Source organism: Chthoniobacterales bacterium, assembly GCA_018883245.1.
Taxonomy (GTDB): domain Bacteria; phylum Verrucomicrobiota; class Verrucomicrobiia; order Chthoniobacterales; family JACTMZ01; genus JACTMZ01.
Genome location: VEQL01000014.1, coordinates 1 through 14,326, shown reverse-complemented (window position 1 = coordinate 14,326; position 14,326 = coordinate 1). Strand labels below are relative to the sequence as shown.

The window sequence follows — 14,326 nt, the reverse complement described above, 5'->3', positions numbered from 1 at the left end:
TTGGCGCGCCGCGGAAGCGTGCTATCTTTTTGCAGTATGGAGCTCTCGGATCAGATGAGCCGTCAGCAACGCGAGGGGCGCGGGTTCACGCTGGTGGAAATCCTGATCGCGGCTGCTGTGGTCGCGGCCTTGGGTGGCGTAGGCGTCGTGGCGGTCGGTGGTCTGCGCGAAAGCGCTCGTGAGGCACGTTTGAAAAACGACGTGGCTGTGCTCAACAACGGCATCGACGCATATCGCGCGTCCGGAGGTGTGATTCCGGAAAACGCCACACCCGCGGAAGTTCTGGCTAAGTTGAAGACAGTTGCCTCGCCCGATTCGACTGCCATGGGTTTTCCCGGACCGTTCATCGATCCGGGTTTGCAGATGGCCCTGCAAAACGCTGAGGAGGCAGCCTCGGAAGCTTGGCGTGCCGATTATCCGGACAACTCCGGCTACTTTTACGTCCGCAGAGGTGGGGATCCCGGCATACGGGACTTCGTCAACGGTCCAGCCTCGCCGCTGCTTACGGAATTGAGGCAGGGACCCATGCCGCATACCCCGACAGGTGAATACTTGACCGCATACACCGATCGTCCCGCTCTTGCTCCGGCCAGTGCCGCAGCCCCGCAGGCAATAGCTGTGCAGGATGAAGCGGCGAGGAAGGAAAAGGACAAAGTCAAGTTGCCCAAAGGCCAGTTCCTCCAACGCACCGATGGAAGCTCGGGTGGTTATGCGGTCTATAATGGAGAGCAGTTGGTCCTGACGAATTACCCGCTGGAAATTCGAGTGGCCAGCGACTTCGCTTTGCCGAAATATACGGTGCAGGTATCGGTCAATGGCGGGCAATTTCAGAACCTCGCCGACCCGTATGTCATCCGCAATCTTGATCCGGAAACGGTCGTTGTTGCAAAATTCAAGAGCACTGACACCAGTCGTTATGTCGACAGTGACCCATTTGCCTCGACTCTCCGTGCGCGGCCCGTTTCTGTTACGCCGATTTTTCCGGCGAGCGACGCGATTCCACCGCAAATGACCTATGCGCAGGCCGGCGGGCAAATGGTCGGGGTGACGCCGGTGGTTCGCTCACCGATTGTTGTCAGGCTGGAAAACATCGACCAAGTCCCGGCCAAATATCGCTCCAGCAACTACCTGCAAGCGCTTTACACCAGAACAACGACTGCGCGCTATACCGATGTGCAGGCTGTCGCGACCAACGCGGCATTCTCTGCGCCCACCTTTACGCCCGTCACAAATTCCATCGATGTCGCCGGATTCGGTGCGAGCAAGCGGATAAGGTTTTTCGCCAGCGTGCAGTCTTTGCAGCCGGACTTTCTTGTTGCGGCCGATCCGCTGGATAAAACGACCGAAATTCAAACCACCCCGCTGACGGTAGAGATCCTCCCACTCAAGCCGATCGGTTTGCCTCAGACCAACAATGTCAGCATACAGATCGTCGGAAGTTATCCGACAAATCCCAGTGCCCGCATCTTTTACACGTCCACGCCTGGCAATGCTGGTTCCGCTCCGCTTAACCCGGTGTCAGGAGGAACAAACACAAGCGCCAATCAACCGAGCCTCTACACAGACAAAACCTACACGATTGTAGCCCAAGCTACGGGTCCGCTTGGAACGGAACATTGGTTTACTTGCGAGCCAGTCAGCCGCACCTATATCGCGATCACCACCGTCCCACTCAAATACGTGGGATTGAATATGTATAAAGCCAACATCGGCGGAACAGTCAAAGGTTCAATCTACATGCAGGCTGGCGATTTTGCTGTGCTCAACGCGGGTGCCGTTGTGGAGGGAAATGTTTATTTGCCTGGGTTGCCGCAGGTCTTCCTCCCGGGCGCCGGGGGATTGGTTGCGCAAAAGGGCAAAGCCTACAACCAAGCCAACGATGCCGGAATCGACACGAATCGTATCACCGGCCGCGAATACACCACAGAGGGAGTCCTTGCCGATCCGCAGGCGGACAGGCGCAAAATTGTCGATCTTTATGGCACGAACACGACGAGCAACTACGAGTTTCGCGCCACGGAAACTTCGCGCGTCGATGGCAAGGTTTACCGCCGTGCCGACCCGCCGCCGGTTAGCACCAATAAACCCGGCCTGCCCTCGGGCATCGCCTTGAGCAATGCGGCCGTGACCGTCACGGGCACCAATACGCTGGCTGCTGGATCCTATGCCCTCACTTTGGCTAACACGAATTCCGTGTTGCGAATGGGCTCGCCGGGGACACTAACGTCTTACGTCTTCGGTGCCGGGAGCACTTGGACCGGCGGCAAAGTTGAAATCCTCGGTCCGGTGCAGGTTTACTTCAACTCGGCGGTCAGCATGTCCGGTATTACTTTCGGAAGTAGCAACACCATTTACCAGACCGGGTTTGTCGTGATGAGCAACTACAGCTTTTCCATTGGAAGTGGCGCCACGGTCTATGGGCAGGTCGAGGCGCGCGATAGCACGATTTCGGTCGGCAATGGCGGCGCCTTTTACGGCAGTGCATTTGCCAGCGAAGTGGCTGTCTCGGGGAACGGATACATCGATGTCTCGGGCGGCAGCGACACCAACTCCGTCACAAGCACAAACACGCCATGAACTACCTCCACCTCGAACCCGAGTCGCCGATCGGCCAACGTTTCAAAGAGCTGAGCCAAGACAGCCGCGTGAGCGACTTTTACCTCACGGCCAACGAACGGCTTGCTTACAAGCGCAACGGGCAGATGGTTTACGAGGACATCGTGCATACGGTTGAAGTGCCGCAGCATCTCGAGCCCGGCTGTGTGGACAGCGCCCTCGACCTGCACGGACGACGCTATCGCGTGAGCCAGATGGTGACCAAGGGGCGGCTTCGTTGGGTTTTGCGTCTTCTTCCCCAGGACATTCCTGCGCCGGAGTCCATCAAAGTTCCGGAGCCTGCCTTGAAAGGCTTTCTCGAAGCGAAAAATGGCCTCTTCCTCATCTGCGGCGCTACCGGCAGCGGTAAGTCCACGACCATCGCCTCGATGGTTCTGCACCGGGCCAAGCGACGCCGCGAGCACATTATCTCCTTTGAAGACCCGATCGAATTCGTCTATCCCGAAAATCTTCCGACGTTGATCTCTCAGCGGGAGATGGGATCGGACGAGGTGGATTTCGCCGGGGCTCTGCGCGCCGCGCTTCGCCAGGCGCCGGACGTCATCATTATCGGTGAGATCCGCGACGGTGAGACGGCGGAGATTGCCTTGCAGGCTTCCGAAACGGGCCACGTTGTGGTGGCAACCCTGCATACGTCCTCGGCTTCGCAGACCGTGCAGCGTTTTCTCAAACTCATCCCGAGCGAGCGACTGGACAGTTCACAGGCCAGTCTCGCCGACTCGCTGCGACTCATCATGTGCCAACGCCTTCTGCTCGACGACCGCGCGGGCAAGCGCTTCCCGATTCACGAGGTCCTGCTGCAATACGACGGCGTGGTCAACATCATCCGTCAAGGTGACTTCAAAAAACTCGACCAAGAACTCGAGACCGGATGGAAGCGCGGAATGTTCAACTTCGATGCGAGCCTCGAGACAAGACGCAACGAGGGCTTTTCCAGCCAATCCATGGCGAGCAGGACGGGCTTCGGATGGGAAGAAGCGAGGGAATACCTCGCTTCGCAAAAAGAAATCACCGTCTAAATGCTGCACTACGTCAAAGGCATCCTGAATTTCTCCATTTTCCGGCCGGAGCCGGACGATCCGGAGGCGGCATGGAAAGCGCGCTTTGCCGGCAAAAACACCGTGCTGCTCAACATCGGGCGCGCGGGCCTGGGCTTCTCCGTGATCGACCCCAAAGGAAGGGTGAAATTCACCGACCGTCGCCGCGGCGAATTGCGCGATCTTTTCGTCGACGTCCTTCCCATCGTGAAGGAAAACGCCAGCGATGGATGGTGCGCCGTGTCCCTCGACACCCGCTACATGGTCAGTATTGAGACAAATCTTTCGCGCAAGAAGGGCTCGGAAGAGGCGATCAAGATCGACGCGCGGAGCATTCTGCACGGGCGTTTCGAGCGCGGGAAAATCTATGCTGTGACCCACAATCCGGAGACCAATTCCAGCCTTCTCCTTAGCTACGACGCCGACTTCATCAAGAAGACCGAGGCCACGCTCAAAGAGCGCGGTCTCAAAGTTGGACGTCTTTTATGCGGTGTCTACGTGCTTTTGCGCTACGCGCTGGGTGCGACCAATACCAAAAAAGGAACGGAGAATCCGGTGAGTGCTCTTTACCTTGCCACCTGCGCGGGCTCTGTCTGCGCTCTCCTTCAGATCAAAGACAATTGGGTGGAGATCCGTTCGCGTCCCGATGTCTTCTTCGACGACTTGCAACCGCTGGTGGAGCTGATCTCTCCATTTGCCGAACGCTTGCCGGAAGGAGCGGATGTTGTCGTGGCCTGCGACGAGCCGGTGCCCGGGTTGCCCGAAAAGATGGCATCTGTTTTTCCCGGGCAAAAAATCAACGATCTGACATCTCCAGGTCTGCTGGCGGAGTTGATCTACAAAAGCTGAATATGCTGATCGACGCGCAAAAAATCGACGACTTCAAGACGCCGCGCAAGGACCTGCTCCCGCCTCTGCCGCTGGTTTTTCGTTTGATACCGATCGTCTTTTATCTCTCCCTGGTTTTTCTCGCTGTCGTCGGTTCCCTGGCAATGTGGCATGCGCGGGTTGCCACCATGCGCTACCAAGACACCATGAAGCAGCGCTCGGCGTTGGAGGCCGAAATCGCCAGCACGAAGGCGGCGCGCTCCGAACTCGAAAGAAATTACCGGGAGGCCACGCAGCTTTATTCTTGGGTGGAATCTTCCGTGCCTCTTCAGCCATTACTGCTTAAAATCATTAAAAGCATGGATCCGGGTTCAGTTATCGTGGACCTTACGCTGGAGCGAGATGCGGCCAACCCCGCGCAGATCAAGCTTGCGTTGACTTTTAACAGCAAGACCGACGACCAAATCGTCAAAACCGTGGCCGCGATCCGTGACATGGGTTATCTTGAGTTCTCGCCAACTCAGACAAAGATCAAGGGTAACTTGGAATACCGGGCGGTGCTTCTCCGCAACAGGACGGCCGCCGATCTGCTGGAGCAAACGCCGTCTGATCGAAGCCGGGGCATTGTGCCGCTATGAATGCCAAACAGGTTGCAGCCCTGCTCGTCGTCATCGGCATCGTGCTGATGTTCCAGTTCGGGCTGTCCTTGCGCGGCAAAGCGACGGCCGCCGCGAAGCAGGCGGATGACGCGTCGAAGGAACTGGAGGCGGTGGAGACCCAACTCAACGCCGAGAGGGATTACTACAACGGGCAGCTCAGGGATGTTAAGGGCTTGGTCGAGTTCGCCGATTTGTGGCGCCCGTATTTCGCGGTGATCGAGGAACAGAACGAAGCAGAAACCGGCATCAGTATGAAAGTCCGGGCGTCCGAAATGCTGAACTTGTCGCAGCGCTACGAGCAGCTTCCGCACACGATGAACAACAAGCCCAACGAGTATCTGCCGCTGCTCGTGCGCGCGACCCTGCTCTTCGACGATAACTACGGCAAGTTGGTCAATTGGATGGGCATGATGGAGAGAATCCGTCCGACAATGCGTGTTGGGCGCGTGGCCATGGCGGCCGGCGCTCGTGGAAACGACATCAGGATGGAACTCATGCTCGAGGTTCCGCTGCGCGACAAAAACAAAAGCAAGAAATGAGACCGCACCACGCGCCCGCCCGCCAACTGGCTTGCTTTCTATGCCTGCTTGTCTGGTTCAAAAGTCCGGCATCCGCGCAGGCCCCGGCCACTCTGCAGACTGCCCCGCCCGCCGCACAGTTGAGTGCGGAGCAGCAAAAAGAACGTGACCTGCGCGGTCCCGCACCGGAGGAATCCTACCTCTCGTCGCTCACCCCTCAAGCCCGCGAGTCCGCCGGATTCGCCGAAGTCAAAACCGACGCGCCAAGCCCTTTCGGAATGGTGACAGAAATGTTCGACAGTGTGGCCAGCTTGGCGCCTGAAACGGCTGCGGAGAAATTGATCCGTGTGCTCAAAACAATGCGCGTGAGTGGCCGGGCCGGATCCCCCGGCAATTACCGCATCCTCATAGGCTCTGTCTATGTCGGTGTGGGAGAAGAGCTGCCGCGCCTTTTTGCCAACCAAGCTGAAAAGCTTCTGGTCCGCTCCATCACGGAGCGCGAAGTAGTCTTGGAATTCGTAGAGCAGGAAAAGCAGGCTGAGGCGCGCACGATCGAGCTTCCATACAATGTGGCACCGGGGGTCGACTCACTTCTTCCCGGGGAAGCGTTTCTCAAGCTCGTGCCGGTCAAACGGGATGGGGCCGTGCAGTTGCCGCCCCTTATGCCGCAGTCGGTGCAGGATGTCTTGCAGGGCGCACGTGACCGAGACCTGCAGTCGCTGGTCGAGCGCCCGGTCGAATTGCTCAACGCTCCCGCCGTGCTCGGTGCCGATGGAACAACAAAGACCCAACCCTGAAGCCGCGTTCTCCCTGGTGGAGTTGCTTGTGGCCGCCGCCATAGGTGCGGTGGTAATTGCTGCGACTGCGATCGGTTTTGCCGTCATCTCCAACGCCGTGACCAGAGGGGGCCGCATTGACGTCGAATTGCCGGGGAATACGCATGCCAACCTTTTCGGTGGCGCCGGTGATTATATCACCATGTGGCCCAACCCGAACTACGCGGAGGCGGCCAAGGCGCGCCTACTGCGCGACAAACTCATGGAGGACGTCTCCGCCGCTACAGCCGTGTTTGCCTTGGGCCGCAATGCGCAGTGGACCAACAACAGAATTGCCGTTCTGAACCTCACCGTCACCAATGATCTGCGCGGTCTGGCTTTTCCCGAAGGATTTCGTAAGTTGCTTGTGAGCGAGGGGATGGCGGGGGCGGCAACATTCCTGACCAACCAGACCGGCCCGCTCACCGCGACCAATGCTACGATATTTGTTCTGGGAGGGCTCGAGTCACAGAGTATCCTCGCCGGCGCGTCCAACTCTCTGCGCGTGGTGGCAACTTACGAGGTGGATTTTGTTTCAACCACAAGTCCGCCCGGAACCTATGCTTCGGTGCGCCGCTATGTCGGGGGTAACGCGAAACCGACGGACTATTACCACTCTTTTTATCCCGGGGAAGACAATGGGACTGGCGGATTCCGGCCATTGGCCGTGAATTTTGGACGCGCTGCGCTAGGCGGGACCTACAACGTTGCTCCGAATCATCCGTTTACTTTTCTCTGGTGGCCCGATCCTCTTGTCACGCGACTCGGAGGTGCGCCGGTGCCAGTTGCGGGCTCTCCTCCTTTGCGTTCTGCCTACACGAATATGGCAGGCAGGACCTCTTTATTCACGATCGTGCCTATGTTTCCCGGTCAATGATGACGAAGAGCAACCATCCTCGAGGCGCGGTGCTCGTCTTTGCGCTTTTGTTACTGGTGGTCGGTGCGACGATTCTCGGCGGCATCACCCAAGTGGCAGTCACTCATGTGAGGGCGAGCCAAAGCGAGTGGGATGCCGTCGCGCGGCGGGTGCAACTCGAAAACAGCCGTGCGTTGGCGCGGCAGTATATCCTAACCCAGTGCTGGCGCGGTTACGGCGAACTGCCTAGCGGTTCGCTCAGTGCAAGCGCGACCGGTGGACTTGGCGGATTCGCCATTACCAATGTCGATCCTGAGTTGGGGTTCTGGCTTTCGTTGGACCAGCCGACGGCGACCAACCGCATCAATCCCTTCAATATTTTCGAGAGAGGCGGATTCCAATCCGCTTGGGCCTCCGGATCACTGGTTGCGGCCAGCGAAAACGTGCCGTGGGGCTTTCAAATAAGGACGCGCAGCCCGATCGTCGCCGGCTTCGCTTTTGTAAATCATCTGCCTGCGACCAATGTATGGGCGCCCGAACGTCGGATCTATATGCGGACCAACGACTACGCAGACTATGCGGTCGGATTTTCCGCGCTGCCTAGGATGCCTGTAAGCTCGATCACCAATACGAATGTTGCGCCGGGGATTGTGACCATGGCCACTCTCGGTGCTTTGAATGTTCCGAGGGCCGAAGCCGCTTTCGGCGAGTTGCTCGAAATTGGTGAGCCCGGCGTGACCACATCAAACAACGAGATTCAGTTGGATTTGGAGCAAATTGCCAACACTTTGGCTTTCTATGAAGTTCCCAACTGGGAATTCTCCGGCACCAATGCCAACGCCATTCACCAGCTGCGTTTGGTCGGCACCACAAATAGCGCTTTACCGCCGGTCCAAGTCTATGTTCCTGCCAGCAGCTTCAATTTGACCAATGTCACGTTGAGCGGCGACAACCGCCGGGCGGTTTATCTGTTTCGCAAGGGAACCAACGTCAACACCCTCATTCGGACAACCAGCGGTTCCACGAGGAATTGGCGATTCGGCGCGACGCTGGAGGGTAATGCTAATCTTGATATTGCGGGTCTACTTACCATCACTGGTGGCATCCGCACCGGCGGTCAGCTTGTCCAAGTGTCCGCCAATGCTCCAACTTTTGTTTCTGAAATGGCTCCCACGGCCGACTATGACGCCGTTGCCGACCGTCTCATGTGGCTTGAGGACCAGCGTGTGCGAAATGAATAGGGAGGGTTACAGCTTGGTTGAAGTAGTGATCGCCGCCGCAATCGCGGCGGTCGGTGTTGCTGCTGCTGGGGTGCTGATGAGCGCTCTTGTCGTCCAAGGCGAGCAGAGCGCCGGGGTTCTGCGCGCAGCCAACCTACAGGAGCAAGCAGTCGCGCTCTATCGGCTTGGCGTGACCAACGTCTCGGACCTCGTCGGTATCCTGCCCGAGCCCTGTAGCGCAGGGGTAGTGCCTTCTGTCGGCGCTTCGTCATTGAGTTTCAGCAACAGCACGATCGTGACCAACTCCGTGAGTCTGACCAATGGGGGGAGCGCCGCCATTGCCTACGAGGTGGCCCAATGCACTCTGGTCTACGCGTCGGCGGCCGGAGGCGCCGAAGTTGCATATCTGACGAACTCCGTTTTCATCGTCCAGCCGACTATCCGCATTAGTCGCTGACGAATCTAATCATGCTCAAGAAAGTCAAGCTCACTAATATTTACAATGACAAGACCTCGGAGGTTATTGTCGACACCGACAGCGACGGCAAAGCTGTTTTCGGCGCGGGCAAAGCACCCAACGAGACGGCAGAAGTCACGGACATCATGGGTGCAGATGAGTATGTCCACCGTATAAGTCTCAAGAAGGGCTCACTGGACGAGGCTGTAGCTCTTTTCAGCAGCATGGCCCGGTGTCTGGACCGCAATATCTCGCTGAACAAAAGCTTTGAACTGGTGGCCGGACGTCTCAAGTCCCCGCGCTATCGCGGCGCTGTCGCTGATATCAACCAAAGCATTCTGGCCGGCGAGACAATGGGGGACGCTTTTGCCCAGCACCCCGATCTGTTTACCGAGGATGTCTTGGCGCTCATCCGGGCTGGGGAGGAATCTGGGCAAATCAACCAAGTATTCCGTCAGATCACGAGCGGGCGCGAAAAATCTCTGCGGATTTTGCGCAAGCTCCGCTCGGGAATGATCTATCCGGTGATTGTCATCATGCTGGCAGTGGTTGTCGTGATCGTCATGAGCTTCACGCTCGTGCCGTCAATGTCGAAACTCTACTCGTCGATGAACGTCGATCTGCCTTTGGCCACCCGTGTCATGAGCGCTTTTTCGGACCTTTTGGTCAACCAACCTTACATGGCTGCCGTTCCAATCGTAGCTCTCCTTGCACTGTTCAAAAATTGGGGAAAAATCTACGCCATTCCGCAGGTGCAGCGGTTTTTCATCAGGGTGCCGACGGTCGGCAACCTGATCCGCAAAACCGCCGCAATGGTCAGCTTCCGTATCCTGGCTCTTTTGTTGCAAGCCAACGTTCGCGTAGCCACCGCTCTCGAGATCGCAGGCAAAAGTTCGAATCATGTCGAATTCGAAGAGTTTTTTACCGCGGTGAAACACCACATTCAGGACGGGCTCTCGATGCCCGAGAGTTTCCTCATGGAGTCGCACCGGCTTGGAGCGGACGGCCGGAACATTGCCGCTGTCGTCCAGATGGCGAGCGAAACGGGCAGTATGAACGAAGTGCTTGATGAACTGGCCACGGACTACGAGGAGGAACTCGATACCATGGCGGCGCAAATCGACAAATTGCTCGAGCCGTTCATCCTCGTTATTCTGGGAACAATGGTAGGGGGCATTATCTATGCGATTTACGGCCCGATGTTCAGTTTGGGCAAGGTCCTAATGCCACAGAAAAAAGGGCCTCCGGGCGCATCGGCTCCGGCTGTGCCCGGCCGCTGAAATGATCCGCTTTGTTCCCGAAGCGCAGTCTCCCTCGGGCCGCGCCCTTGCGAGTCTGGGCAAGCTGCTTGGCTTGCGGTCCGAAACTGTTTACTCGCGGGCTATCCTGCTGCTGACTCTCCTGCTATTTGCGCTTGGTGGTCTAGTTATCTCCGGCCTTTGGTTCGGTCTTTTCCGGCAATTCGATGCGGCCGACAGGCAGGAAGCGTTGGAAACGGCGCGCAACGTTCAGAAATTTCTTGAAGGGCGCAACTTGTCCGGGAAGCCGTCTGTGCAAGACTTGGGCGACGCGAGCACCCTGTTGGGAAGAAGGGTGGAATATCGGGAATTTCGCTCGATCGATGGCACAAATGCTGCCGCACCGATTTTTATCCGGAAGCACGAGGGTGGGGAGGTTGAAGCAGTCTTTCCGGTGAAGTCCGGCAGCGCGGAGGTTGTGGTCGCAGGCGCCAGACCCTTTTACGAAACTGGGGTTGTGGTCGCCCGTCTTGTGTTGGTGGCGCTGGCGATCGGCGGCGGTGTGGCCCTGCTTCTTGTGCTCTTTGTTGTTGATCGCACAGTGTTAGGAAGGATCCAGTTGCTCGCTGACAAAGTGGAGAACGAGAAGCGGTCGGAGCGACTGCCTGTCAAACTCGACGTCCCCGGCGACGACGAAATTGCCCAACTCGCCGGAAGCATTGAAGAGTTGGCGCGGTTGGTGCAACAAGCAGAGCGAGAGTATCGAAACGTGGTCGAGGATCAGACCGAAAGCATTTGCCGTTTCGACGCAGCTGAGAAAATCACGTTTTCCAATCGTGCGTTCGAGGCGCTGTGTGTGCATTCACCGATCGGTCCCCGCCCCCAATTGCGTGACTGCCTGGACTCCGAAACTTTTGGTTTGATCCGCAGAACCCTGGATGGTCTGACACCAGAATCGCCGGTGACTTCTTTCACTTACGCAATGAATAAAGGGGGTGCTGGTCCGGTTTGGTATCGGCACACGCTGAGAGCTAATTTCGATTCAAAGGGTAAAAGAGTCGGTGGCCAATGGATCGCGGCAGAGGTGACCTCCGAAGTGCTGGCCTTGAAAAAGTTGCAGGAATCACAACAGCAACTGGCACAGCTTTCGGGGCGGCTCATGAGCCTTCAGGACGAAGAGCGTCGGCGCATCGCGCGCGATTTGCACGACTCGACGGCGCAGGCGCTGTCAGCCTTGGAGATGAACACCAGCTTATTGGAGTCCACGGCGACCGACGAGAGGACGCGCAGCTTAGCTTCGGATACAGCATCGATCAGCCGGCAGGTTTGCCAAGAGCTACGAAATATTTCCTATTTGTTGCACCCACCGCTTTTGGAAGAGGAGGGTTTGGTGTTCGCAGTGCGGTGGTTTGCGGACGGCTTCACCAAGCGAAATAACATCCCGGTAATTCTTGATTTGCCCGAGGATTTTCCCCGACTGAAGGCCGACGAGGAAACAGCCCTTTTTCGTATCGTTCAGGAGGCGCTAAGCAACATCTACCGCCACGCCGGCGCGACGAAGGTATGGATCACGCTTCAACGCAGTGACGCCGGGGAGGTGTTGCTGGAGGTCCGGGACAATGGAGAGGGGTTGCCCGAGGAGTTCTCGTTTACGAAATCGGTCGGCGTCGGCTTGGCCGGTATGCGCGAGCGGATGAAGCAGTTGGGAGGAAAGTTGGAGGTGGATTCGTCGCCGTATGGGGTGTCGGTGAAATGTCGGGTGCGGGCCGCGGATAAATCAGCAGAGCTGGCCACCGATTAGCACTGATTAAGGAGGATGTTTTTGCTCCCGTTAGACAACGGGAGCAAAAAGTGTTTCCCAGTGTGAATAGGGACTTGCCCTGACCTGCTTCTTGCTCCAGAGGTAGATCATGGTCTCGCAGTTAATCGGTCTTGAGGAAATTCGAGTAGCTGTTGGGGCTGCCTGTGCTGGGCGCCCGATTAGGCGCGTCGAATTATTCGGCTCACGTGCGGCTGGAACTTCTCATCGGTCCAGTGACGTGGACTTGTTGGTGGATTTCGATACTGATGCCAAGATCGGGCTCTTCGAGTTGGGTTCGATCCGCGAGAATTTAGTCGAACGGCTGGGGGTAGATGTCGATCTTGTGAGTCGTAAAGCCGTCGAGCGAAGCCGCAACGCTATTCGTCGCGAGTCTATCCTAAGTCACACGGTTCCAGTGTATGCGCGATAAGTTTCAGACGAGCTTGCTCGTCGATATGCGGGATTCGGCTGCGGCGATACACAGATACTTGGATGGCGTTCTACGACAATGGTGAAAAACAGGATGCTGTCCTTCGTCGATTGGAAATCATCGGCGAGGCGGCAGGACGGATTTCGCCTGATGTCCAAAAGGAACTCTCCAGCATTCCTTTCCGGGAGATCCGCGGAATGCGCAACATCATCGCTCATCACTACGGGGAGGTAGATCTCGAAAGGGTCTGGGAAACGGCGACGCGAGACGTTCCCGCTCTTCTAAAGACGCTCGAGAAGGCGCTGGAGTGAGGGGATGCTGGGACATCTCTCACGGAGGCGCGCAGAGGCACGGAGGTTCTTAGCCACGGATTGACGCGGATTAAGAAGGATTGTTTCCTCCCGTTGGACAACGGGAGGAAACGGTGCTTCCAAAAAATCTTGTCGTTTATCTTCCCTCATCCGTGGCTTAGAAATGCTCCATGCCCAAGGTTTCGGAGTTTTTTGGAATCCAGATCACCTTCAACTATCGGGGTGAACACAACCCGCCGCACTTTCACGCTTGGCATGCGGGGTGCGAAGGTGTTTTTGCCATTCGGCCCTTGTCCTACCTTTACGGTGATCTTTCGCCGAGGGCTGTTGCGCTGGTCATGGAGTGGGCTATGCTGCACGAAGATGAATTGGTTGGCTGTTGGCAGTCGGCTCGCGAAATGAAGCCACTACCCACAATCGAGCCTTTGAACTAAACGCTCAGAAATGCAAAGAGAACTATCATCTCTGCGGCTGGTTGAGGCAGTGCCGGTCGAGGGCACGACGCTAAGGTTGTGCTTCGCTGACGGGGCGAACTACGTATTGGATCTGGGGCCGGATCTGCGCGGTTTGTCCGGGTGTTTGGTGGAGCCACTTCGGCAAGAGGACGTTTTTCGTCAAGTGAGACTCGAGGCGGGATCGCTCGTTTTCCCGACGGGTTTGGACTACGGAGGCGATGTGCTGCGCTTGTGGTGCGAAGCCGGGGGAGTTCAGGACGAGCGGACGACTTCGAAGTTGGCCGGACGGCTTTTTCGCGGCGTGGAGTATTCGGCGGTCGATGAAAAACTGGCCGTGGCGGAGGAATAGCCACAATTCCGAAAAGATTTAACCACGGATTGCACAGATGGCACTGATCTTCTGGGACGAGAGTCGAAACGCTATCGGTCAGCAAGGAATAATGTTTCGGCAAGAGTATTCTAACCCACTTACTGCGGTATCGGTGGAATTCGTGATATCCGTGGTCAAAGATTGATTCCATGGCTAAGAAGAAACCCACCGTCCTGATTGCCGACGACCATGAGATCGTGCGTGCCGGAGTGCGCAATTTGATCGAGGCTGGGGGCTACAGTTGCTGTGGGGAGGCTTCCACGGGGCGGGAGGCGGTTAAAATGGCTGAGCAGCTCCAACCGGACGTGGCGATCCTCGATGTGACCATGCCCGAGTTGAATGGCATTGAGGCTGCCAAGCAGGTGCTCAAGCTCTGCCCAGATACAAAAGTTCTGGTCTTTACTGTCCACGATGCTGAACAGGTCGTGGTCGAGATCTTCCGCACCGGTGCCCACGGCTATATTTTGAAGTCCGACGCTGGTCGGCAGTTGCTCGACGCGGTGAGGTGCGTTCTCCAAGGCAAGCACTACTTCAGTTCGCAGATCTCCGAGGTTATCTTCGAAAGCTTGAGAATGGGCAACCTTCCGCACGCGGCCAAGCTTAACGACGAGCAGCCGACATCGCGGGAAAGGGAGTTAATTCAGTTGCTCGCCGAGGGCCTATCCAACAAAGAGGCAGCCGACAAACTTGGGATCAGTGTGAAAACAGTCGAAAC

The 14,326-nt window shown here is 57.1% G+C and carries 14 protein-coding genes; all 14 read left to right on the top strand.

Annotated features, from left to right (window positions below; all coding sequences use genetic code 11):
* The first annotated feature begins 36 nt into the window (after positions 1-36).
* The gene (locus tag FGM15_06620; protein ID MBU3665536.1) at positions 37-2,577 is read left to right on the top strand and encodes a prepilin-type N-terminal cleavage/methylation domain-containing protein; all 2,541 of its coding nucleotides are present in this window, start codon (positions 37-39) and stop codon (positions 2,575-2,577) included.
* Positions 2,574-3,635: a twitching motility protein PilT gene (locus FGM15_06615; GenBank protein ID MBU3665535.1), complete on the top strand. Its 1,062-nt coding sequence runs from the start codon at positions 2,574-2,576 to the stop codon at positions 3,633-3,635. The genes FGM15_06620 and FGM15_06615 overlap by 4 nt, the downstream gene beginning before the upstream one ends.
* Positions 3,636-4,502 (top strand): hypothetical protein, encoded by an 867-nt coding sequence (locus tag FGM15_06610; GenBank protein ID MBU3665534.1) that lies wholly within the window; start codon positions 3,636-3,638, stop codon positions 4,500-4,502.
* Between the two features lie 2 nt (positions 4,503-4,504).
* Positions 4,505-5,119, top strand: a complete 615-nt coding sequence (locus FGM15_06605; protein MBU3665533.1) for a hypothetical protein — start codon at positions 4,505-4,507, stop codon at positions 5,117-5,119.
* Positions 5,116-5,679, top strand: coding sequence for a hypothetical protein (locus tag FGM15_06600; GenBank protein MBU3665532.1), 564 nt, complete (start codon positions 5,116-5,118; stop codon positions 5,677-5,679). Before FGM15_06605 ends, FGM15_06600 begins: the two co-directional genes overlap by 4 nt.
* Positions 5,680-6,225: 546 nt before the next feature.
* Positions 6,226-7,350 (top strand): hypothetical protein, encoded by a 1,125-nt coding sequence (locus FGM15_06595; protein MBU3665531.1) that lies wholly within the window; start codon positions 6,226-6,228, stop codon positions 7,348-7,350.
* Positions 7,351-8,388: 1,038 nt separating this feature from the next.
* Complete coding sequence (locus tag FGM15_06590) at positions 8,389-9,006, top strand: hypothetical protein (GenBank protein MBU3665530.1); 618 nt, start codon at positions 8,389-8,391, stop codon at positions 9,004-9,006.
* Positions 9,007-9,017: 11 nt separating this feature from the next.
* Positions 9,018-10,286: a type II secretion system F family protein gene (locus FGM15_06585; protein ID MBU3665529.1), complete on the top strand. Its 1,269-nt coding sequence runs from the start codon at positions 9,018-9,020 to the stop codon at positions 10,284-10,286.
* A gap of 1 nt (position 10,287) precedes the next feature.
* Entirely contained in the window at positions 10,288-12,045 is a 1,758-nt protein-coding gene (locus tag FGM15_06580) for a sensor histidine kinase (GenBank protein MBU3665528.1), read from the top strand.
* A 109-nt stretch (positions 12,046-12,154) separates the two neighbouring features.
* Positions 12,155-12,475 (top strand): DNA polymerase subunit beta, encoded by a 321-nt coding sequence (locus tag FGM15_06575; protein MBU3665527.1) that lies wholly within the window; start codon positions 12,155-12,157, stop codon positions 12,473-12,475.
* 62 nt (positions 12,476-12,537) lie between these two features.
* A complete protein-coding gene (locus FGM15_06570; protein MBU3665526.1) occupies positions 12,538-12,786 on the top strand; it encodes a DUF86 domain-containing protein in 249 nt (82 codons plus the stop codon).
* A gap of 170 nt (positions 12,787-12,956) precedes the next feature.
* On the top strand, positions 12,957-13,220 hold the full coding sequence (locus FGM15_06565; protein ID MBU3665525.1) for a DUF4160 domain-containing protein: 264 nt from the start codon (positions 12,957-12,959) through the stop codon (positions 13,218-13,220).
* A 10-nt stretch (positions 13,221-13,230) separates the two neighbouring features.
* Complete coding sequence (locus FGM15_06560) at positions 13,231-13,590, top strand: DUF2442 domain-containing protein (GenBank protein ID MBU3665524.1); 360 nt, start codon at positions 13,231-13,233, stop codon at positions 13,588-13,590.
* 170 nt (positions 13,591-13,760) lie between these two features.
* Positions 13,761-14,326, top strand: a 566-nt coding sequence (locus tag FGM15_06555) for a response regulator transcription factor (GenBank protein MBU3665523.1), incomplete at its 3' end; no start/stop codon positions are given.